Source organism: Blautia sp. CGZ-1-C1 (assembly GCF_056504575.1).
The window spans coordinates 26,457-48,228 of the sequence record NZ_JBWLUT010000036.1 but is presented as its reverse complement, the minus strand read 5'-3'; the positions used below and the strand labels follow the sequence as shown (position 1 = coordinate 48,228).

The 21,772-nt window shown below is 41.6% G+C and carries 17 protein-coding genes, 1 tRNA gene and 1 pseudogene; 6 read left to right on the top strand and 13 right to left on the bottom strand.

Annotated features, from left to right (window positions below; translation table 11 throughout):
- Window positions 1-541 (bottom strand): annotated as a pseudogene (locus tag AC058W_RS02020) (sugar ABC transporter permease); the annotation flags it as partial.
- Window positions 542-905: 364 nt separating this feature from the next.
- Between AC058W_RS02020 and AC058W_RS02015 the strand changes: the two are divergent.
- From AC058W_RS02015 to AC058W_RS02005, 3 genes are read left to right on the top strand one after another with little or no spacing between them, the layout of a single operon-like run.
- Window positions 906-1,979, top strand: coding sequence for a LacI family DNA-binding transcriptional regulator (locus AC058W_RS02015; RefSeq protein ID WP_117676127.1), 1,074 nt, complete (start codon window positions 906-908; stop codon window positions 1,977-1,979).
- A gap of 34 nt (window positions 1,980-2,013) precedes the next feature.
- Complete coding sequence (locus AC058W_RS02010) at window positions 2,014-2,658, top strand: YesL family protein (protein WP_117676129.1); 645 nt, start codon at window positions 2,014-2,016, stop codon at window positions 2,656-2,658.
- Between the two features lie 22 nt (window positions 2,659-2,680).
- The gene (locus tag AC058W_RS02005; protein WP_479389645.1) at window positions 2,681-3,409 is read left to right on the top strand and encodes a hypothetical protein; all 729 of its coding nucleotides are present in this window, start codon (window positions 2,681-2,683) and stop codon (window positions 3,407-3,409) included.
- A 122-nt stretch (window positions 3,410-3,531) separates the two neighbouring features.
- On the opposite strand, the gene AC058W_RS02000 is transcribed toward AC058W_RS02005, so the two are convergent.
- Genes AC058W_RS02000 through modA form a run of 3 tightly spaced genes read right to left on the bottom strand, consistent with a single transcriptional unit; the run spans window position 3,532 to window position 6,187 of the window.
- Window positions 3,532-4,590 (bottom strand): sulfate/molybdate ABC transporter ATP-binding protein, encoded by a 1,059-nt coding sequence (locus AC058W_RS02000; protein ID WP_479389644.1) that lies wholly within the window; start codon window positions 4,588-4,590, stop codon window positions 3,532-3,534.
- Complete coding sequence (gene modB / locus AC058W_RS01995) at window positions 4,590-5,285, bottom strand: molybdate ABC transporter permease subunit (protein WP_117676135.1); 696 nt, start codon at window positions 5,283-5,285, stop codon at window positions 4,590-4,592. The genes AC058W_RS02000 and modB overlap by 1 nt, the downstream gene beginning before the upstream one ends.
- A 2-nt stretch (window positions 5,286-5,287) precedes the next feature.
- Window positions 5,288-6,187 (bottom strand): molybdate ABC transporter substrate-binding protein, encoded by a 900-nt coding sequence (gene modA / locus AC058W_RS01990; RefSeq protein WP_181977690.1) that lies wholly within the window; start codon window positions 6,185-6,187, stop codon window positions 5,288-5,290.
- A 227-nt stretch (window positions 6,188-6,414) separates the two neighbouring features.
- Between modA and AC058W_RS01985 the strand changes: the two genes are divergently transcribed.
- The gene (locus tag AC058W_RS01985; RefSeq protein ID WP_008706085.1) at window positions 6,415-6,627 is read left to right on the top strand and encodes a TOBE domain-containing protein; all 213 of its coding nucleotides are present in this window, start codon (window positions 6,415-6,417) and stop codon (window positions 6,625-6,627) included.
- A complete protein-coding gene (locus AC058W_RS01980; RefSeq protein ID WP_294437017.1) occupies window positions 6,620-7,558 on the top strand; it encodes a substrate-binding domain-containing protein in 939 nt (312 codons plus the stop codon). The genes AC058W_RS01985 and AC058W_RS01980 overlap by 8 nt, the downstream gene beginning before the upstream one ends.
- Window positions 7,559-7,647: 89 nt before the next feature.
- On the opposite strand, the gene AC058W_RS01975 is transcribed toward AC058W_RS01980, so the two are convergent.
- The 3 genes from AC058W_RS01975 to AC058W_RS01965 form a co-directional block, all read right to left on the bottom strand.
- Entirely contained in the window at window positions 7,648-8,550 is a 903-nt protein-coding gene (locus tag AC058W_RS01975; protein WP_117676138.1) for an undecaprenyl-diphosphate phosphatase, read from the bottom strand.
- 212 nt (window positions 8,551-8,762) lie between these two features.
- A complete protein-coding gene (gene carB, locus AC058W_RS01970) occupies window positions 8,763-11,978 on the bottom strand; it encodes a carbamoyl-phosphate synthase large subunit (RefSeq protein WP_118136944.1) in 3,216 nt (1,071 codons plus the stop codon).
- The gene (locus AC058W_RS01965; protein WP_022380222.1) at window positions 11,978-13,054 is read right to left on the bottom strand and encodes a carbamoyl phosphate synthase small subunit; all 1,077 of its coding nucleotides are present in this window, start codon (window positions 13,052-13,054) and stop codon (window positions 11,978-11,980) included. Before AC058W_RS01965 ends, carB begins: the two co-directional genes overlap by 1 nt.
- A 367-nt stretch (window positions 13,055-13,421) precedes the next feature.
- Here AC058W_RS01965 and AC058W_RS01960 point away from each other — a divergent pair.
- Window positions 13,422-13,505, top strand: a tRNA-Leu gene (locus AC058W_RS01960).
- A gap of 193 nt (window positions 13,506-13,698) precedes the next feature.
- Here the strand turns inward: AC058W_RS01960 and AC058W_RS01955 are convergent.
- The 6 genes from AC058W_RS01955 to AC058W_RS01930 all read right to left on the bottom strand — a co-directional run bounded on the left by AC058W_RS01955 (window position 13,699) and on the right by AC058W_RS01930 (window position 21,771).
- Entirely contained in the window at window positions 13,699-14,838 is a 1,140-nt protein-coding gene (locus AC058W_RS01955; protein WP_479389643.1) for a hypothetical protein, read from the bottom strand.
- Window positions 14,839-14,967: 129 nt separating this feature from the next.
- Window positions 14,968-16,461, bottom strand: a complete 1,494-nt coding sequence (locus AC058W_RS01950) for a leucine-rich repeat domain-containing protein (RefSeq protein ID WP_117844863.1) — start codon at window positions 16,459-16,461, stop codon at window positions 14,968-14,970.
- A 308-nt stretch (window positions 16,462-16,769) separates the two neighbouring features.
- Entirely contained in the window at window positions 16,770-17,393 is a 624-nt protein-coding gene (locus tag AC058W_RS01945; protein ID WP_117676145.1) for a DUF7575 domain-containing protein, read from the bottom strand.
- 91 nt (window positions 17,394-17,484) lie between these two features.
- Window positions 17,485-18,906, bottom strand: a complete 1,422-nt coding sequence (clpX, locus tag AC058W_RS01940) for an ATP-dependent Clp protease ATP-binding subunit ClpX (RefSeq protein WP_117676147.1) — start codon at window positions 18,904-18,906, stop codon at window positions 17,485-17,487.
- A 247-nt stretch (window positions 18,907-19,153) separates the two neighbouring features.
- On the bottom strand, window positions 19,154-20,569 hold the full coding sequence (locus AC058W_RS01935) for a S1C family serine protease (protein WP_479389642.1): 1,416 nt from the start codon (window positions 20,567-20,569) through the stop codon (window positions 19,154-19,156).
- A 281-nt stretch (window positions 20,570-20,850) separates the two neighbouring features.
- Window positions 20,851-21,771: a glycosyltransferase family 2 protein gene (locus AC058W_RS01930; protein WP_118411170.1), complete on the bottom strand. Its 921-nt coding sequence runs from the start codon at window positions 21,769-21,771 to the stop codon at window positions 20,851-20,853.
- Between the last annotated feature and the right edge of the window lies 1 nt (window position 21,772).

The window sequence follows — 21,772 nt, the reverse complement described above, 5'->3', positions numbered from 1 at the left end:
AGATACCGCTGATAATATAAATGGATCTGAATGCCTCCGGCATTGTCATAAAGTTAATGCTTGTGCCCAGTAAAAGGTTTACCGGACCTGTTACGGAAAGAAAAATTCTTACAATACCGCACAGTACAATTACAGAAACAAAGTTTGGCATATAAAGGATAAGCTGGACTTTTTTCTTAATTCCTTTACTCTCAATTCTGTTTAACAGAAATGCAAGCAGGATCGGTATTGGAAATCCCCACAATAATCCGTAAATACTAAGCTTCAGTGTATTTACCAGATATCTCATAAAATCCGGAGATGACAAAAACCGTTTGAAATATGTCAGTCCTACCCATTCACTTCCCATAATTCCTCTGATCGGGTTATACCTCTGGAATGCGATCAGGATTCCGCCCATCGGTATATACTTGAATATCAGAGTCAGGATAAGTGCCGGAAACAGAAAGATCACATAAAGCTGCCAGTGCTGTTTCACATAGACCAGTGTGTTATGAAGTCCCTGCTTTTTCTCTCCTTGTTTCTTTTCTGAAACACTCATAGTTTTTCCACTCATAGTTTCAGAATCTCCTCCTTTCTCCTTCTCCTGATAATTTTACATTTGTAACTATTCTTCTGACTTTTTTACAATCATCGTTTGTGCATCTGTAAAATTATCTTTTTGATTTATAACATTGTTTTACCATATATTTTTACATTTGTCAATATAGCTTTTACACTTTGCACAACTATATTTTTATTTCCTATTGTATATTTATACTTTTTATCTATATTCTGTTACATTTGTGACATTCTTTTATTTTACATTTTTACATTTATCATTTGACATTTCATCCATTTTACATTACAATAGTTATATATATAAGAAATAACTCCATAAAATTATTAAAAAACAGGAGGTAATTATGCCTGAACGAGTAACCATACAGGATATTGCCGATGCCCTCGGCCTATCCAGAAATACAGTTTCAAAAGCAATCAATAATACCGGCATCCTGGCTGATGCCACAAAAGAAAAGGTTCTCAGAAAAGCAGTAGAAATGGGATATAAACAGTTTTCCTACGCTGCAACACTGGAAGATATCACAAATCAGAACAATGCTTCTGATTCACAGTCTAATAATAAGGAAATCGCACTGCTGACAACGAAGTTTCTGGGAGATTCCCACTTTTCTTCTACCATGCTTGACAAATTCCAGAGAGAAATCTCTCAGATGGGATACAGCCTTTCCATGCACCGTATTCTGGGAAATGAATTAAAGAGCCAGAAGCTTCCGGTCACCTTCGACGCTTCCAGAACTTCAGGAATCATCTGTTATGAACTTTTCGATCACGCCTATAGTCAGATGGTCTGCAATCTGGATATTCCTGTTCTCTTTGTTGATTCACCAGTCGCAGGTCTTGCTGCCCCCTTAAAGGCAGACCGGCTTTATATGGATAACCAGTCCTGTATCTACAGTTTTATACAGGAAATGATCCGACGAGGAAAAAAGAGTTTTGGTTTTGTAGGAGAACGTTTTCACTGCCAGTCCTTCTGGGAACGTTATATGGCATTTCGTGACGCCATGTTTCTTCTTGGGCTGGATTATAATGAAGATTATTGCATGCTGGAAAACAAAGAAGGGGTAGAAAATCCCGGTTCCGAAGATTATCAGGATTATCTTACCCGGTGTTTCGTGAAATTAGAAAAGCTTCCGGAAGTAATCATATGTGCCAACGATTTTGTTGCCATTGATACCATGCATGTGCTTCGCAAACTGGGATATTCCATTCCTGAAGATGTTTATATCTGTGGTTTTGATGATTCTCCGGAATCAAAGATTGTTATGCCGCCTCTGACTACCATCCACATTCACAGCCAGATCATGGGATTTTCCGCTGTTCATCTTCTGATATCCCGGATCAAAAATCCGTCTCTGAACTATCGCACCATATACACAGAAACCAGCCTCATTTATCGAGACTCCACCGGAGACTGATCCAGCTCCCAATCTGACAGGAGGTAATTATATTATGAAAAATTTCTTCAATCCGGATAATACAGTTATGCAGTTTATAACCAAAACAGCACTCAGCGTTTACCTGAACATTTTATGGTTCATCTGCTGTATTCCTGTTGTTACCGCCGGTGCTTCCACAACTGCACTTTTTTATGTCACTCTGAAAATGGCACGAAATGAAGAAGGAAACATCACCAAAGACTTCTTTCATTCCTTTAAGAGTAATTTCCGACAGAGCACAATCGTATGGCTTATTTTACTGGGAATCGGAATCATCCTTGGCATAGACGGCTATGTGTTATACCATCTGCGATTTGAAAATGTTTTCTGGACCATCATAACAGCTGTTTTTATTGTTGCAGTAATTGCCTATGCCATTGTTCTTCTCTACATTTTCCCATTAATGGCGCGCTTTGAAAACTCCATTCCTGCCATGTTTAAAAACTCCATTATCACAGGAATGCGTTTTCTCCTCTGTACAGTTTTGATGATGGTTATCTATTTTATAATGACAGTGGTTGTAATCCGTTTCTTCACACCGGCAATTATCTTTGGCGAAGGACTCTGTGCATTTTTATGCTCCTGTCTTCTTTCCAACATTATGAAACTTCTGGAGGAAAAAAGTATTTCAGAAACTTCCAGCCCTTTACGTACATGATTTTTATAAAGGAGACTCGTTTATGACTTCCACTCATACCAGAATTTCCAGTCTGCCAGGCACAAAAGCAAAAATCAGGTATATCTGGGATTATTATAAACTGCCGATTATTTTTGTATGTATTGCGATATACATCATAGGATATATTCTGTATGGACACCTTACAGAAAAAAATCAGATTCTGTCTGCTGCCTTTGTAAATTTCGTTCCAGATGAAGAACTGAGCGAACAGCTTGGAAATGGTTTTCTTGACGCACAGAAAATTAATGATTCCAGAAATGAGGTTCGTCTGTACAAAGGTTTATATCTTACAGATAACGAAAATAATCCTAACCACGAATACACCTACGCCTCCCGTATGAAGATCCTTGGAGCAATTGACAGTGAATCACTTGATGTTGTATTCATGAACAAAGAAGCATTTGACGCCTTTTCCCAAAATGGTTATCTCTGCGATCTTGAGAAACTGCTTCAGCAAAAAAATCCCGGATTATATAAGGAAGTTTCTCCATTTCTTCAGACAAATACAAAAATCCTGAACGATAATTCAGTAGATATATATCTGGACCCTTCTGTTACTTACTCAGCTGAGACAAAGGAATATCCCATGGGACTGGATATTTCCGAATCTGTCTATTTAAAAAATGCAGGCATGAACGGCACTGTTTATCTGGGAGTGATTTCCAACTCCCCTCATTTATCAGAAGCTGTGTCTTATATTGATTATCTTTTCAACAGTAATCTGTCATAATTCAGATTGCAAAAAGTGCTGTATCTTCTTTCCTGGAAATGAAGATACAGCACTTTTCATTTTTAACCAAATCAGGTAAGTCTTCTGCGATGCTTACGAGTCTCCACTGACTTTTATAGTTCTTATTTTATATCTTTCAGCAACATCAGATGCTCTGTCGGAAAGCAGATATATTTCGGGACTTTTGCCTGCGGGTCTTCTTCGAAATCTCCTTTCGGACACATCCACCAGACCGGCTGACAGTCTCCGCCTTTCTTGTTCTTCAGTAAATACTGATGTTCAAAGGTCGTTTCAATATATTCCACAACTTCCACTTCCATGTGGTTCTCTCCGCCTTCAGATGCACCTTTCATCCAGTGACCGCGGATTCCCACATGGGTAACATCATCCGGCACCACATCTTTTGTCTGCAACATCAGATCCCAGTCCACTGCATAAATGCTGTGTTCTCCCATCTTCTGTACAGTTGAGAAATTTTTACATCCTGTCAGTCTGGCTGCCTGCAGAATACCGGGGCGCTCAAAGAGTTTCTTTGTTTCTCCTGTAGTAAGCGCCTGACCGCTGTCCAGAATTGTCAGATGTCCGCAGAACTTGTAAGCCTCATCACGGCTGTGAGTGACCAGAATCATATCACCTGTGTACTCATTAAGAAAGTTCTGCATATCACGCTGCATGATATCTTTCAGATATCCATCCAGTGCTGAGAACGGTTCATCCAGAAGGATGACTTCCGGTTCTCCGATCATCATTCGTGCCAGTGCGACACGCTGCTGCTGACCTCCGGAAAGCTGTCCCGGATAACGTTTCTCCAGCCCGTTAAGCTGATAGCGCTCTATGTAATCTGCCACTTTTGCCTTAAGATGTTTCTTATCCCCTCTGTATCCGCATGCAATATTCTTCTCTACAGTCATGGTAGGAAAAAGTGCATAGTTCTGAAAAAGATAGCCAACCTTCCTCTCCTGCGGTTTAAGATTGATTTTCTTTTCTGAATCAAAAAGAACTTTATCATTTACAACAATTCTTCCTGAGTCCGGTGTCTGGATTCCTGCAATACAGCGCAGAGTCATACTTTTTCCGCTTCCAGATGCTCCAAGAATCCCCATTGGAGAACCATCACTCTCAAGCTTTACTTTCAGAGTGAAGCCATGAAGTTTCTTCTCAATATCCACACTGACTGCCATTACATCCACCTGCCCATCTTCATTCCCTTACCGGAAACAATATTGATTGCCGCAACGATCACAAATGAAATAATAAGAATCACAACTACCCAGAAACCTGCCATTCCATAATTTCCCGCCGCAGTTTCAGAAGCAATGGCGACAGAAACAGTTCTTGTCTTGCCAAGAATATTTCCTGCAAGCATAGATGTTGCGCCGTATTCTCCGATTGCTCTGGCAAATGCAAGCACCGTACCGGAAGCAATTCCGGGTCCTGCTGTCGGCATAACAACGGTCCAGAAGATTCTTCTGTCACTCATGCCAAGTGTCTTGCCTGCTGCAATCAGATTCACATCCACCTGTTCAAATGCAGCGCGTGCATTTCTGTACATCAACGGAAACGCAATTACAGATGCTGCGATCACGCAGCCCTTCCAGGTCTGTACGATCTTAATGTCAAAATTATCCAGCAGAAATGCCCCCAACGGACGTCTCAGACTGAACAGCAGAAGCAGGATGAAACCGGCCACTGTCGGGGGAAGTACCAGAGGCATGGTCAGGATACCATCCAGTATGCCTCTGGAAACAGGTTTCATCTTCATTACCAGTCTCGCAAAGAATATCCCCAGAAAGAACGCGATCACAGTAGCCGCGAAACCTGTTTTCAGTGAAATCCATAAAGGACTCCAGTTTATTTCTGCCAGAAATTCACTCATTCTTATTTAGCTTCCTCTGTTGTCTCTGTCTCAGCATTTGTTTCTGTGTCATCTGTTTCTTCTGTTGTTTCTGCATCTTTATCATCTGTTTCGGAAATATCATCTACTTTGTATGCTGTAAAGCCATATTTCTCAAACACTTTCATAGCGTCATCAGATTTGATGTACTCAAGAAATGCTTCTGCAGCTGCTGTATCATCTTCAGATGCCTCTTTGTCTTCGATAAGGCCTACCGGATAGCGAACAGGTGTCTTCAGTGCATCTGCCGGAGCTTCTGCGATAACGTCTACTTTATCTGCAACGGAAGCTGCATCTGTAGCATAAACGATACCGATCTCATTACTTCCTTCACTTACTGCAGCAAGAACTTCAGATACATTTTTACCTTCATTGATCTCCATCTTATTTACTTCATCTGTAATTCCAAGGTTGTCAAAAATCTCTCTGGCATACTGTCCAACCGGAACACTGTCACCTGCAAGTGCAATATTGGCTGCATCTGTAATGTTCTCAAATCCTGTAACTTTTGTTTCTCCATCCTTAGGTTTGATCAGAACGACTTTATTCTCAAGGATATCTTCTACAGTATCTTTCTTAGCCAAATTTTCGTCTACCAGAGCATTCATCTGTTTATCAGCTGCTGAAAAAAAGATATCACAGCGTGCGCCTTCTTCTATCTGTGTCTGTAATGTACCTGAGCTGTCTGCATTGTAGAGGATTTCAACATCAGGATATGTCTCATTGAAGTCTTTCTGGATTTCTTCCATTGCATTGCTTAAGCTCGCTGCGATGAATGTGTTGACTTCACCTTTTAAGTCTGTATCCGCTGCGAAAACTCCTGTGCTGAGCATTCCTGCGCTCAGTACTCCTGCCATCATTGCTGCAATTAATTTCTTTCTCATATTTTTACCGTCTTTCATTTAGTTTCGTTTTGTTTTGTTCAGTTTTGTTTCATTTTGTATCTATTGTACAAAACTTTTGTATTCTTGTCAATTTTATTTGTATATGTTATCATGTAAATGACAAAAGGTCGAAAGCCTTATTTTTACCGGCATAAACAACTTTCCGGCCTTTGATCGGGTATCAGATAAATCTATAGAAAAAAATAATAAACAGTGAGGTAATTATCATGAAATTAAGTGCACGCAATCAGTTAAAGGGGAAAGTAGTAAGTATCAATAACGGAGCTGTAAACTCCATCGTTTCTATTGATATCGGCGGCGGAAACATTATTACAGCAACCATCTCCTGTGCAGCAGTTGAAGAATTAAACCTGAAAGTAGGTTCTGATGCTTATGCAGTGATCAAGGCTACTAATGTCATGGTAGGTATTGATGAATAAACTTTACACAGCTCAGGAGGTCGCAGACCGTCTGAAGATCAAAAAGACGACGGTCTATGAACTTATCAAGCGCGGTGAGCTGGAATCTTCCAAAATCGGAAAACAGCTCAGGGTCAGTGAAGAACAGTTGACACAGTATCTTAACAGAAGCAGTTCCGGCAATTTCGGAAGCGGGCAGGATATTCCGTACACTTCTGTTAATTTTGAACCTGAGAGTTCTCTGCTGAAGAGGGATTATCTGCTTCATTCCAGTGGTATCATTTTAGGCGGCCAGACTTCTGCTGCCCTGGAACTTCTTCTCGGCAAAATGTCCGCTCATCCTGATGGGCTTCCTGTCCTGCAGTCTCATATGAATGACTATAACGGACTTTATTCCCTGTATTTCGAAAAGGCACATATCGCTGCTACCAGTCTGGATGTAGATGATATCCGTCACCTGGTTCCCGGAATCCCTCTGGTACTTCTTTCTTTATATAAATACTCTGTCGGCTTCTATGTACAGGCCGGAAATCCTGAAAAAATTTCTTCTGTAGAGGACCTGACGAATCCGAAAGTTGTTTTTATGAATCGTGAAAAAGGAAGTGCCCGCAGGGTTTATCTGGACCGTCTGTTAAAAGAACGGGGAATCTCTTCTGAAAAGATCAGCGGATACAGAAATGAAGCTGTCTCTGATATGTCATCTGCATCTGCTGTTTTTGAGCACAGAGCGAATGTTGCTTTGGGAGAAGAAATGATCGCACGTTATTTTCCGGGACTTGATTTCGTCCCTGTAACTGATATGCAGATGTATCTGGCAATTCCTGCGAAATCAGTGAAAAATCCGGGGTTCTCTGCTCTTGTGGAAATTGTACAGTCTGAAGATTTCAAAACTGAGATTCATCATCTGACAGGTTATGACACCTCTTATACCGGTGAAATGATCTGCATATAGGAATCCTGTAACATGATAAAAAGCCCTGCTGTCCGGGATATACGCTTATGACGTACATGCCGCTTATACAGCAAGGCTTTTCTTATGCATTAACCAAGAAGTGTTTTTCCGATAAAGTATCCAAGCACCAGAATACCAAGTGCGATTCTGTACCATCCGAATACCTTGAAATCATGTTTCTTTATGTATCCCATCAGGAATTTAATCGCGATAATGGAAACTACAAATGCCACTACCATTCCCACGATCAGGATCATCACCTCTGTTCCTGTGAAGGAAAAACCGAATTTCAGGATTTTCAGCAGACTGGCTCCGAACATGACCGGGATTCCCAGGAAGAAGGTAAATTCTGCTGCTACTGTACGGGAGGTTCCTGCAAGAATACCTCCGATAATAGTGGAACCTGAACGGGATGTACCCGGAACTACGGAGAGTACCTGGAACAGACCGATGATGAATGCAGTCTTAAATGACAGATTTTCCAGATTTGTACAGGTTGGTCTTCTTCTCTTGTTATAGTTCTCAATGACAATGAAGAGGATACCATATACGATCAGTGCAATGGCAACTACTACATAGTTATTAAATTTCTCTTCAATGACATCATTAAACGGAAGTGCGATAACAATCGTCGGTATACAGGCTACTATAATTTTAAACCAGAGCACCCATTTCTCTTTATCACAGAATTTCTCCACAAAAGTAAGAATTCCTCTGGACACTGCACCATGCCTGTTAAGCACTGCCTGCTGCTTCTTTGAAATTGGTCTGATATAAAACGGCCACAATTTGTTCCAGTAGAGAACTACAACCGCGAGAATCGCGCCAAGCTGGATCACTACGAAAAACAGATTCTTAAAATCCTCTGTCACATTCAGTTTCAGAAACTCATCCACCAGGATCATATGTCCGGTACTGCTGATCGGGAGCCATTCTGTGATTCCCTCCACAATCCCAAGGAAAATGACCTTTAACAGTTCAATAAAATCCATAATCTTTCCTTTCTTACAGCATTCATCTATTTTCTTTTATCTGCTTATATGATTATATTACACACCATGATGCCGGCACAACTGTAATTTTCAATTTTCGTACTATAGCAATCCTCATATAAGATAAAATATGACAGCAGCTGCCATCTTCCACAAAGAAAATGCAACTGCTGTCTTTTCATTTTATACTATATCATTTATCTGCTGTAAAATTATCGCCTTGCGATCGTAGCAATATCAATAAGAGATAAATTATTCAGGTCTGTATTCTCAAGGCTGGTTGCCAGTGCTTCTGCTGTATCCAGAGAAGTAAGGACATTGACACCTGTCTCGATGGCGTTACGTCTGATGACGAAACCATCTTTCTGATGCTCTACGCCCTGTGGCGGAGTATCGATGACAACGTCGATCTTATGACCAAGGATAAGGTCCATAAGGTTTGGTGCAGGCTGCTCCAGCTTATTTGTACGGATTACCTTGATTCCGTTTTCTTTGAGGACTTTTGCAGTTCCCAGTGTAGCATAGATTCTGTAGCCAAGTGCTTCGAATCTTCTTGCGATCGGGATGATATCCTGTTTGTCTTCGTCTTTAACAGTGATGATCATGTTTTTGTGTTTCGGAAGACGGATACCAGCTCCGATAAATGCTTTATAAAGTGCTTCGTTAAATGTCTCAGCAATACCAAGGCACTCACCTGTAGATTTCATTTCCGGTCCAAGACTGATATCAGCGCCACGGATCTTCTCAAATGAGAATACAGGCATCTTGATCGCATAGTGTTTTGCTTCCGGCTGAAGTCCCGGTTCATAGCCCATATCTTTCAGCTTGTATCCAAGGATTACCTTCGTTGCAAGAGGAACGATCGGAATTCCTGTTACCTTGCTGATGTACGGTACAGTACGGCTGGAACGAGGATTAACCTCGATTACATATACATCATCTCCAAGAACAATGAACTGGATGTTGATCATACCGATAACATGCAGTGCTCTTGCAAGACGTCTGGTGTATTCTGCAATTGTCTCTTTTGCTTTTTCGCTGATGGTCTTTGCCGGGTATACGGAGATACTGTCACCGGAGTGGATTCCGGCACGCTCAATGTGCTCCATGATACCAGGGATCAGGATATCCTCGCCATCGCATACAGCATCGACTTCGATTTCCTTACCCATCAGATATTTATCAACAAGGATCGGGTGCTCCTGTGCGATCTGATTGATCACACCGATATACTCTTCTACATCCTCATCGCTTACAGCGATTCTCATGCCCTGACCGCCAAGTACATAGGAAGGACGAACCAGAACAGGATAGCCCAGCTCATTTGCCGCTTTCTTAGCTTCCTCAGCAGTAAATACTGTCTGTCCCTTTGGTCTCGGGATCTCGCATTTTTCAAGAATCTCGTCGAAAAGTTCTCTGTCTTCTGCTGCATCTACGTTCTCAGCAGATGTTCCGAGGATCTTAACCCCCATCTTTGTCAGTGCTTCTGTTAATTTGATAGCTGTCTGACCACCGAACTGTACAACTGCTCCGTCCGGTTTCTCAATATTTACTACATTCTCAACATCTTCCGGTGTCAGAGGCTCGAAATACAGTTTATCTGCAATATCAAAGTCTGTACTAACTGTTTCCGGGTTGTTGTTGATGATAATCGTCTCATAGCCTTCTTTTGCAAATGCCCATGTACAGTGCACGGAACAGAAGTCGAACTCAATACCCTGACCGATACGGATCGGACCGGAACCAAGTACCAGGATTTTCTTTTTATCCGGTGTTGCTACTGCTTCATTCTCTGTGCCTTCATCACCGTATACAGAATAGTAATATGGTGTTGCTGCCGCAAATTCTGCGGCACAGGTATCAACCATCTTATATGCTGCTTTAATCTGATATTCTTCACGGAGAGCTTTAATCTCTTCTTCCGTTTTGCCTGTCAGACGTGCAACGATGTAGTCCGGGAATTCCATGCGTTTTGCTTCAAGGAGAAGCTCTTTTGTAAGCTTTCTGGTCTTAAGAGCATTTTCCATACCTACAAGGATTGCAATCTTATCGATGAACCAGATATCAATCTGTGTGATGTCATGAAGCATGGACTGCGGCATACCACGACGGATTGCTTCTGCAATCTTCCAGATTCTGCGGTCATCTACGATTTCCAGCTCGGCAAGGAGTTCCTCGTCTGTAAGCTGTGTGAAGTCGTAGGACATCAGGCTGTCTACATGCTGCTCCAGAGAACGGATAGCTTTCATCAGGGCACCTTCAAAGTTATGGCAAATACTCATAACCTCACCTGTAGCCTTCATCTGAGTAGTAAGGGTTCTCTTTGCAGTGATAAATTTATCAAATGGAAGTCTCGGGATCTTAACTACACAGTAGTCAAGCATTGGCTCGAAACTTGCATATGTTTTTCCTGTGATCGCATTCGGAATCTCATCCAGTGTATAACCCAGGGCAATCTTTGCTGCAACCTTTGCAATCGGGTAACCTGTTGCCTTACTTGCAAGTGCAGAGGAACGGCTTACACGCGGGTTAACCTCGATTACACAGTATTCAAAGCTGTCCGGTTTCAGAGCGTACTGAACATTACATCCGCCTGTGATTCCAAGCTCTGTGATGATGTTCAGGGCTGAAGTACGGAGCATCTGATATTCTTTATCTCCCAGTGTCTGAGACGGAGCAACTACGATAGAGTCACCTGTATGAACACCAACCGGGTCAATGTTCTCCATGTTGCAGACTGTGATGCAGTTTCCTGCGCTGTCACGCATTACTTCATATTCAATCTCTTTCCATCCTGCGATGCAGCGCTCTACCAGAACTTCACCTACACGAGAAAGACGGAGACCATTCTCCAGGATTTCACGGAGTTCATATTCATTATGGGCGATACCGCCGCCGCTTCCACCGAGTGTGTAAGCAGGACGGAGAACTACCGGATAGCCGATGGTATTTGTAAATGCAAGACCATCTTCTACTGTTGTAACAACCTTGGATGCTGCGATCGGCTCACCGATCTTCTCCATGGTATCTTTAAATTCCTGACGGTCCTCTGCTTTCTTGATGGTCAGAGCTGTGGTACCGATCAGTCTTATATTGTGTTCTTTCAGGAAACCTTTCTCATCCAGCTCCATGGCCAGGTTTAATCCTGCCTGGCCGCCCAGTGTAGGAAGGACGCTGTCCGGTTTCTCTTTCAGGATAAGCTGTTCTACTACTTCTACTGTCAGAGGCTCGATATAAACTCTGTCAGCGATATCTTTATCTGTCATGATGGTTGCAGGGTTGGAGTTAAGAAGAACAACCTCAATGCCTTCTTCTTTCAGGGAACGGCATGCCTGTGTTCCTGCATAGTCAAACTCTGCTGCCTGGCCGATGATAATCGGGCCGGAACCAATTACAAGTACTTTTTTAATGTCTTTATTTCTTGGCATTATTTATTTCCTCCCATCATATCCATAAATCTGTCAAACAGGTAGCTGGAATCCTGCGGTCCCGGGCATGCTTCAGGATGGAACTGTACAGTAAAGATGTTCTTTCCTTCGTATGCCATACCTTCGTTTGTGCCGTCATTGACATTAACAAATGCAGGTTTTGCAATGTTTTTCTCTTCAAGTCCCTCAGCATCTACTACATAGCCATGGTTCTGGGAAGAAATGTAAACACGTCCTGTTGCAAGGTCTTTGACCGGATGGTTTCCGCCTCTGTGTCCGTATTTCATCTTATGGGTATCTCCACCTGTTGCAAGTGCCATGAGCTGATGTCCAAGACAGATTGCAAAGATCGGAACTTCAGAATCGTATAATTTTTTTATTTCTTTTATAATAGAAGTACATTCCTTTGGATCTCCAGGGCCGTTACTTAACATAATGCCATCCGGATTTGCCTCCAGAATCTCTTCCGCAGGTGTCAGTGCCGGATAAATTGTAACCTCACATCCTCTTTCATTCAGGGAACGTGCAATGTTTCTCTTTGCTCCCAGGTCAAGAAGTGCTACTTTCGGGCCATCGCCTTTTAAGATTTCTTTCTCGCGGCATGTTACCTTCTCTACTACCTTACCTGTTGTATATGCTTTTAACTGGGGGATAATTGTATCTAAATCATAATTTTCATTGACGGTGATCATACCGTTCATGGTACCTTTCTCACGAAGGATTTTCGTCAAGGCTCTGGTATCAATTCCGGCAATACCTGGAATATCATGCTTTGTTAAGAAATGCTGAATCGTGTCCACGCTTCTGAAATTACTTGGGACACGGGATAATTCGCGGACAATAAAGCCGTCCACCCATGGCTTTGATGACTCCTGATCATCATAACAGATTCCGTAATTCCCAATGAGGGGATAAGTCATACATACTGCCTGTCCTGCATAGGAAGGGTCGGTCATTACTTCCAGATAACCGGTCATGGAAGTATTAAAGACGATTTCGCTGATAACGTCTCTCGTTGAACCAATGCTTGTACCTTTGAACACATGGCCATCTTCTAATATCAGAAATGCTTTCATACAATCTCCCTTTCTTATCTTTATTGTGTCTATCACTTATTTTTTCCTAAATCTTCAAGATTGTATCACAGTGAAGTGGTTTTTTCAACCTTATGAGGAGCTAAAAATAATTAAGTTTGCGCCAAAAAACTTTTTGTATTGTCAGATTTCCAATTTAAAAATACTGAGACTGATTTCGATAAGGATTGTCAAAGGATATTCGCAACCTCCACAGGGGACTTACTTGATTTTGGTCAACTCAGAAATTGTCTGTTTTGAAGCTACTGTAAAAAAAATTAAAAAAATTTCAAAAAACCTATTGACTTTTATCCATGTATCAGTTATTATAAATGAGCAGTCGCGAGAGAGCGATTGATAAATAAGAAATGCAGAAGTGGCGGAATTGGCAGACGCGCAGGCTTCAGGTGCCTGTGGTAGCAATATCGTGTGGGTTCAAGTCCCATCTTCTGCATTATTTTTTATTTATGGGAAGTCTTTTAACAAGACTTCCCATTTTTCTTTTATATACCAGAATATGTTTGAAAAATCATTTCTGCAATCTGCATACTATCTACACCAGAGCATGCCTGAAAAAAGACTTTCTGCAAGATATGCATCACATTTGCAACAGGTTTGTCTGAATGAAGGCAATATAACAGGCTCTCTCATGATACAAAAGACATCAGATATCTGTATATCTTCCATGTAGTCTCGTTATCGTAATGCGTTCCATCTGTCGTTCGATATCCATTTTTCTTTAAATAAGAATAGAGATCCAGATATTTCACATTGGCAACTTCATTTTTCATCCTGGAATTAAATTCTTCGATTTCTTCATTTGTCACATAAGGATCCTTAGTCACCTGTCCCACCGCCACAATATACACATTCGCTCCTTTTGCTTTCCACTTTGGTACCTCTTCATTTAGCAGGCTGATATAGTTTGAAATATTATATACATCATTTACACCAAGCCAGATAAAAATGTCCTCATTTCCTTTCATCTGTTCCTGTAATTCTTTCAGTGCTGTATCTCTGAGCCATTTATATCCCATACCAACTTCACAGATCCATGTAATCTTATCATTCTCAACAACATCTTTCATCATATCTGTTCTTGAATCTCCGATCATGATCGTTGTCCGCTGAACCGCTTTTGCAGAATCACTTGATTCAGAGCATACTACATTTCCCTGATTTTTTACATATGCCCGTATTTTGTAATAATAAGTCTTTCCACAGACAGCTTCTGTGTCAAGATAACTAAATGTACTGTTACCGGAAATCACTTTGATTCTCTTATATCCACCATTCATTTTTTCTGATCTGAACACCTGGTATCCCTGTGCTGAATTGATTTTTTTCCACCGCACAGAAACTCCTTCTTCTTTTACTTGTGTCCTGGTAATAACTGGTTTTCCGGGTGCTGTTTTTATCTCTAATGTTTTTGAGAACGGGCTATACAAAGTTTCACTGCCCGATTTCAGATAGGAACGTATTTTATATGTATATATTTTATCTGTAGAACCTGTCAGTTTAAAACTCGTGATATTCTTGTCTTTAATTCTGCCCACACATTTATACTTTCCATAGGCTTTATAGTATAAAAAAATATGATATCCGGAAGCCCGCTTTACTTTATTCCATGTAAGCGTTACTTCATTTCCACCGGCCATTCCACTCAGCACAGGGGTTTCCGGTTTTTTGGCAGCACCATATACTGCTGTTATCATTCCTGTCTGCAGTATCAGCATCATTACAAAACAAATGGTTATTTTATACCTGAATTTAAAAAGTTTCTTCAAAAATATCCCTCCTATTCCCTTCAGGCGGATATCAATGCTCCGCTTTCTACTCCGTAATGTTCCTGTGATACAAAAAGCCGGCTCTGTAAAAGATATCTGCTTTCACATCTGCCGGCTCTTAAATGTCATTTATTTAATTTTTATTTTCTTTACAGAACTGTAGTCTGTATATACTTTCTTTCCATTTACAGTTTTGTAAGCGCGTGCTCTGAAATAATAAGTCTTTCCACTTGTAAGTTTCTTGGATGCACTCTTTTTGGTTGTTCCTTTCGCTAATGCTTTTTTAATAGAAGTTTTTGATGTTCCATAATATACATCGTATCCTTCTACATCCGTAGCACTCCAGCTGGCAGTTACATATCTTTTTTTAGATGATTTCACAGTAACTGTTGGTTTCGCTGATGCAGCTTTTGCTTTCACCTCTACTGAGTTAGACCAGGATTTATCATTTTTATTCTTATCCTTAATCTTTACAGTCGCTGTAAGTTTATATGTATAACTTGTTCCTGCAGTAACTGTTGTGTCATCATAGGTCTCGCCGAATTCAGGATCGTCAAGTTCTCCTTCGCCCCATGTTTTAATCGTTGTATATGCGCCATTTCCTGCTTTTCTCTCAAGCTTATAAGTAGCATCCTCAGAGCTGGAGCCAATACTTAATGATATCTGATTCCATGATGTGCCTGCTGAAGCTTTCGCCTTAACCATCTTTATTTTAGATGCCACTTTTGAATCACAGCTGAACTGCTGTGGCTCACTGATCCATTCCGGTGTGAAATCTACGGAAGATGTTTTGCTTAATGTATTTCCATCAAGGAAAAGTGATGTTGCCTGACATCCTTCTGTCGCATTGGATAATGCCAATGTAGTGATCTTATTATTTCGCAGATCCAGGATTCCTTTAAATCCGGCACAGTTAAAGGATGTAATCGCATTGTGAGATGCATCAACCTCTGACAGATTCGGAAGTGCCTCGCTGTCTCCGATATTCAGCCCTGCATTTGTCTGAGTTGTAAATTTGTTGTAACTTGCATCGACATAATCTAAGTTCTTCAGATATTTCTTTGATGGCATTGTTACTTTTGTCAGACTGTTGTTCGAATATCTTACTGTCTGCAGGCTTGTACATTTGCTGAGGTCTAATGTTCCGCTTAAGCTGTTCTTACTCAGATTTATGGCAGTCAGTTTGGTATTCTTTGTCAGACTTACCGTTTTTAACTTATTGCCGGAAGCATACAGTTCTGTAAGAGCTGTAAATCTCTCAATGCCTTTCAGATTCGCAACGCCTAATCCTGTTATATCGATTTTGGTAACAGCGCTGATTTCTGAAGCAGCAAGTTTTTTATCTTTGTTAGTATCAATATTGTCTAAAATATACTGACGGAATTTCGCATCCGGAAAATTTGTAGAATTGACAGCTACTGCGGCAGTTGCCTCTGCTGCATCTGACTGAAATTCAGAAGTATCATCTACATCCGGAATCTCTTCTCCTGCATCAGTTGTCTGTTCTGCCACTGCAGATGTATCGTCATCAAAATCAGCTGCATTGACACAAACACCTGAGGTCATCATTGTTGCACTGATCACACTTGCGACAAATAACTGATATAATTTTCTGTTTTTCATCTTTACCTCTCCTGTTCCTGATTTTTGGGTTACTGTTTACTTCGTTCCCAGTAACGGTTTTTGTACTCTCTGATACGATATAAGGTTATCATATACCCCTGTCTTTTGCAATACATTTTTAATTATAATGTAATTTTTTTACAGTTTTGTAAAATTCAGGTTACTGTGCATTGCGAAGTGTGTTGCCGGACACGGAATGAGCAACAACAAACTCAGGTTACTTAATATTCGCTGTACTTAGGGACACATACGGGAAGCCGCTGTATCGAAATTAATAAATGCATTTCTCTGGCAGCGGCTTTCTTCTGTTATTTATCTGTATCTTCTTCTGTTACTTTTTCTGCTTCCGGTTCTTCCACTGTCTCTTCTTCCACTGTTGATTCCTCCACTGGCTGTTCCTGTGCTGAACTTGCTTCTGCAGACTCTTCTGTTTTTGGTTCTTCTGGCTGTACTTCTTCCTGCGCTTTCTCAGTCCCACAACTCCCATCTTCAGAGTCTTCCTCAGAAGATACCGTGTCACCCTCTACATCCTTTGCCGGTTCCGGAGTCGGACATGGAGTTCCGCAATATGGACAAAAGCTTACATTGATATCAACTTCCCGCTCGCAGGAAGGACAGATCTTCTGCCCTTTTATATTGGCAGCACTGTCTTTGTATTCTCTGACTTTCAGATAGTGCTGGTCGATTTCCTGGCACAAAGCGCTCAGTTCACTGTCAATTCCATCACCCTGAGAGTGTCTTCTGTAAATGACATCACCGATATCCACCTTAATCTTCTCAATGATGCGTTCTTCACTGGCAATCTTATTTCTGATTTTCTGTGCTTCGATGCCCTGTTCTGCGCGGGCGCCTAATTCTTTGGTGGCCTTTCCGATTTCTTTGGTTGTTTTTGAAAGTGTTTTAACCAATCCGTCAATAATTTCTGCTGCCATAATATCTGCCCCTTTCCAAATTAATTTACAGTTGCTTATTCATCTATAATTACCCGTTGTTTCGCGGCTACAGCCAAACGGATATTTACAATCAGTGAACGCCCTCCAGCAGTACAGGTTCCTGACCACGAAGAAGGATTCTCGGACCCCCATTTCCTTCTATGTATTCTTTCGTGATCACTACCTCACCTATGCTGTCATCCTTTGGAATCTCATACATGATATCAAGCATGTATTCCTCCAGAATCGCGCGAAGTGCTCTGGCACCTGTATCTTTCTTTAATGCCTTTGCTGCAATCGCGTGAAGTGCTCCGTCTTCAAACTCCAGTTTTACTTCATCCAGTGCCAGAAGCTTCTGATACTGCTTAAGTATCGCATTCTTAGGCTCTTTCAGAATCTTCACCAGCATATCCTCAGTCAGGCCATCCAGAGTGAAAATAATCGGAAGTCGTCCGATAAATTCCGGTATCATTCCAAAGTTACGGATATCCTCCACGGTTACTTTCTGAAGAATATGTGGATCATTGTCATATTTGTCTTTAAGATCTGCATAGAAGCCAATGGATGCCTGTTTATTCAGTCTTTCCTTGATGATGTTCTCCAGATCCGGGAAAGCGCCGCCACAGATAAACAGAATATTACGTGTATTTACCGTTACAAGCGGCACCATCGCATTTTTGCTGTTTGCTCCTACCGGGACTTCCACTTCACTTCCCTCAAGAAGTTTCAGCATTCCCTGCTGCACAGCCTCACCACTGACATCTCGCTGATTGGTATTCTTTTTCTTCGCGATCTTATCGATCTCATCAATGAAAATAATGCCATGTTCTGCACGCTCCACATCATTGTCTGCCGCCGCCAGCAGCTTGGAAACAACACTCTCTATATCATCACCGATATATCCGGCTTCTGTAAGAGACGTTGCATCAGCGATAGCAAGCGGTACATCAAGAAGTTTCGCGAGTGTCTTTACAAGATAGGTCTTACCGCATCCGGTAGGTCCGATCATCAGCATGTTGGACTTCTCGATTTCGATCTCATCCATAGTGTCCGTCGCCACACGCTTATAATGATTGTAAACAGCCACAGACATTACTTTCTTAGCCTTGTCCTGACCGATCACATACTGGTCAAGAGTTTCTTTGATTTTATGTGGAGCCGGAATGTTCTTAAGATCCAGAACCGGCTTCTCCTCTTTCTTTTTCTTCCTGGCCTTCTTCGGCTGCTGAACAGGATTCTGGAAACTGCTCAGATCGATCATGCTTACATTAGGCATATTCAGAAGATCTGAATAATTAAATTTTCCGTCATTGAACTGCTGATTCATAGAATTAAAGCTCTTCTGCATACAATCTGTGCAGACGTGGATATTATTCGGCAGTTCAATCATCGGGCCAGCCTTACTCTCCGGTCTGCGGCAAAGGAAACAGAATTTCTCTGCTTTATCTTTCTTCTCTTCTCCATCATCTGTATCGTTATCTATTATTTCATCATCATTATAGTTCTCGCTCATAATGACTCCTTTCCATGTTTATTCACATTCAAAAGCAAATTATACCCAGTTCATTAATAGACGCCTGTCAGTGGTTTTGATTTGCTTATATAGGATTATACCATACTCTGTCTCTATCACAAAATAAAACTTTTATAAACAACCAAATTCAGAAAAAGACACTTTACTGAGAACGGAGTGAACAGTAACAAAGGCACCACCATACGGCGATGCCTTTTTGAATTTTCATATGGATACCATATATTTTTTATTCGTTATCCGGTCTGGTTCCGAGAGTCAGCTCTATTGTACTTTCCTTATACTCTCCATTATCCGATCTTGCCACAACAACTTCTATTTTCTCACCGGATTTATAGTATTGTAATTTATCCAGCAGATCATCACCATCGCTAACTTTCTGGCCATCAAATTTCACAATAATGTCGCCCTTGCAAATACCACTTTCCTCTGCCGGCGAACCTTCTTCTACGCCTCTTACGAAAGCACCTGTCGGCATATTATACATCTGAATTGCTTCTGTCGTCAGGTTTGCGAGTACAACTCCCAGATACCCTTTCTCGCTGGTATCAACCTTCTCTCTGGTCTCACGGTTCATCAGATCCTCCAGAATTGGTTTCGCCTTGGAAATTGGAATGGCATATCCCATACCTTCTACGGAACTGTCTGCATATTTTGCGGAATTGATTCCAATCAGCTGTCCTTTCATATCAAGCAGTGCGCCTCCGCTGTTTCCGGGATTGATTGCTGCATCGGTCTGGATCAGTCCTGTACTGTCTGTTCCATCTTCTGTAGAAATTGTTCTGTTCAATGCGCTTACCCATCCGGATGTAACAGACTGTCCATACCCTAATGCATTACCAATAGCCACCACCTGCTGTCCAACTACTAAATCATCCGAACTTCCTATCTGCGCTATCTTAATCTGATTCAGAGTATCCTCAGGAATGTCAGCTTTCTGTACTGCAACTACAGCCAGATCGTTGTCCGCATCAGTACCTTTAATCTTGGCACTGACCGCATCTTCCACATTCAGATCTCCATTATCACCGGCATTCACTGTCTCTGTTTCCGCACTTGACACATCATCTCCGATAAAGCAGACGCTTAACGTTGTCGCACCCTCTACCACATGATTGTTCGTAGCGATCAGGAGTTCATCATCATTATCCCCGACGATAATTCCTGAACCACTTGCTGCGCTTTTATACTGACGTGAACCATACCCAAAGAAACTTGGTATCTCCTGAACACTTACTGTAGTAATCGCAACTACTGAGGGCATGGAAGCCTGTGCTACTGCTGCCACATTTCCGTTCTCAGAAGCAGCTGTCGCAGTCTCATCTGCACTGTCTGTTGTTGCCTCCTGCTGATCTACACTCTCCGTGGTTTTTATCTGAACATCAGATTTGCCTGCATCGAAAAGTCTGTCCGCTGTAAAGTTTGCCGTCTGAAATACTACCGATGCCACCAGCCCGAAAATCACAGCCAGTGCGATCGTAGTTCCTGCTTTTTTCTGAAAAGAATTTCGATTCTTTTTATTATCAGAGGGATCTGGTGTTGTCAACGCCGTCCGGGATTCTTCATGAAATTGATAATGCTGATATCTGGGTGGTTGTTGTCCGGGATTCTTCTGCTCTTCACCCCAGTTTGTCTCATCATTCATATAATCCGCTCCCTTCTGTCCCTTTCTATATTACTGTCCGTCCCGCTTTCGCTACGTGGCTCTACACCGAATAACTGCTCCGCAGTTTATCAGGAGGGCTTGTACCCCTCCTGATACAAGCAAGTCCCACCCACTGCTTATTGCTTATTGCTCCTCGCAACCTCCGCAGGGGACTTACTTGATTCGATTTAAATTATGGGTTCAGTATAGCAACTAATTGTGTTCAAAATGTGACAATAATCGTAAATTGGCGTGTTCTGCAAGACTATGAATCTCTCCTGTTATTCACTGTCTTTTTTCTTCCAGTAATACGGACTCATCGTACATGCCAGAATCACTTTTTGTGGCAGTTTTTTATATCTTTTTCCCAGAAAATATCCCGCATATTTCATTCCGCTCTGCCAGATCAGCTGTGGAATCAGCCAGATATGTCCTGTTCTGAGCAGATAATTCAGACTCTTTTTAACCAGACGGATTCCCTCGCCTTCGGAAGGTACGCCTTCAAAAATCTCCGGATGTTCTGCCTGAGATACACCAAGATCAAAATTTCTGTGAAACTGCTGCTTTCCTGAATAATTATGAGAATGATAGACTTTCGCATCTGCCGTATAGGCCACAGAATAACCCTGTTGCACCATTGTTCCGGCATAGATCATATCCTCGTTAAAAATCGCCCGGTTTACAAATCCACCGATTTTTTGATAAATCTCTCTGTCATAAGCTGCGCATACATTGGAGCAAAAGTAAGTTTTGATTCCATACGTTTCAACATCCGACAGCGATTTGACCGAAGACTGTTCCGGATAATTAAACGAACGGGTATAACGTTCCAGGAAACGGCAGTCTGCGTTTGGTAATTGTCTCGCATAGGCTGCACCCGTACCTGAATTCCTGCTGACTGCGCGAACCAGATTTCCGATCATTTTCCGGTCTGCCGGAAGTGCATCCTGTGTCATAAAAACCATAATATCCGCTGTCGAAAGCTCTGCCGCTCTCTTTCTGGTTCCTCCGTGGTCAAAATCTTTCTGATCAAGATGATGAACTTCAAGAAGTGGATAGTTCTCCCATTCACTGTTCCAATATTCTTTTCCTGTATTCATGACAAGAATTCTATTCGGACGGTATTCCTGTTTCTCCAATCGGTGAAGCAGTTCTCCAAATTCCTTTGCCGGACGATATGTTGGAATGATCACATCTACCATC

Excerpts from the sequence above, each read along its gene's own strand:
- AC058W_RS02015 (WP_117676127.1), top strand. The coding sequence starts at position 906 with ATGCCTGAACGAGTAACCATACAGGATATTGCCGATGCCCTCGGCCTA.
- AC058W_RS02010 (WP_117676129.1), top strand. The coding sequence starts at position 2,014 with ATGAAAAATTTCTTCAATCCGGATAATACAGTTATGCAGTTTATAACC.
- AC058W_RS02005 (WP_479389645.1), top strand. The coding sequence starts at position 2,681 with ATGACTTCCACTCATACCAGAATTTCCAGTCTGCCAGGCACAAAAGCA.
- AC058W_RS02000 (WP_479389644.1), bottom strand. The coding sequence starts at position 4,590 with ATGGCAGTCAGTGTGGATATTGAGAAGAAACTTCATGGCTTCACTCTG.
- modB (WP_117676135.1), bottom strand. The coding sequence starts at position 5,285 with ATGAGTGAATTTCTGGCAGAAATAAACTGGAGTCCTTTATGGATTTCA.
- modA (WP_181977690.1), bottom strand. The coding sequence starts at position 6,187 with ATGAGAAAGAAATTAATTGCAGCAATGATGGCAGGAGTACTGAGCGCA.
- AC058W_RS01985 (WP_008706085.1), top strand. The coding sequence starts at position 6,415 with ATGAAATTAAGTGCACGCAATCAGTTAAAGGGGAAAGTAGTAAGTATC.
- AC058W_RS01980 (WP_294437017.1), top strand. The coding sequence starts at position 6,620 with ATGAATAAACTTTACACAGCTCAGGAGGTCGCAGACCGTCTGAAGATC.
- AC058W_RS01975 (WP_117676138.1), bottom strand. The coding sequence starts at position 8,550 with ATGGATTTTATTGAACTGTTAAAGGTCATTTTCCTTGGGATTGTGGAG.
- carB (WP_118136944.1), bottom strand. The coding sequence starts at position 11,978 with ATGCCAAGAAATAAAGACATTAAAAAAGTACTTGTAATTGGTTCCGGC.
- AC058W_RS01965 (WP_022380222.1), bottom strand. The coding sequence starts at position 13,054 with ATGAAAGCATTTCTGATATTAGAAGATGGCCATGTGTTCAAAGGTACA.
- AC058W_RS01950 (WP_117844863.1), bottom strand. The coding sequence starts at position 16,461 with ATGAAAAACAGAAAATTATATCAGTTATTTGTCGCAAGTGTGATCAGT.
- AC058W_RS01945 (WP_117676145.1), bottom strand. The coding sequence starts at position 17,393 with ATGGCAGCAGAAATTATTGACGGATTGGTTAAAACACTTTCAAAAACA.
- clpX (WP_117676147.1), bottom strand. The coding sequence starts at position 18,906 with ATGAGCGAGAACTATAATGATGATGAAATAATAGATAACGATACAGAT.
- AC058W_RS01935 (WP_479389642.1), bottom strand. The coding sequence starts at position 20,569 with ATGAATGATGAGACAAACTGGGGTGAAGAGCAGAAGAATCCCGGACAA.
- AC058W_RS01930 (WP_118411170.1), bottom strand. The coding sequence starts at position 21,771 with ATGGTAGATGTGATCATTCCAACATATCGTCCGGCAAAGGAATTTGGA.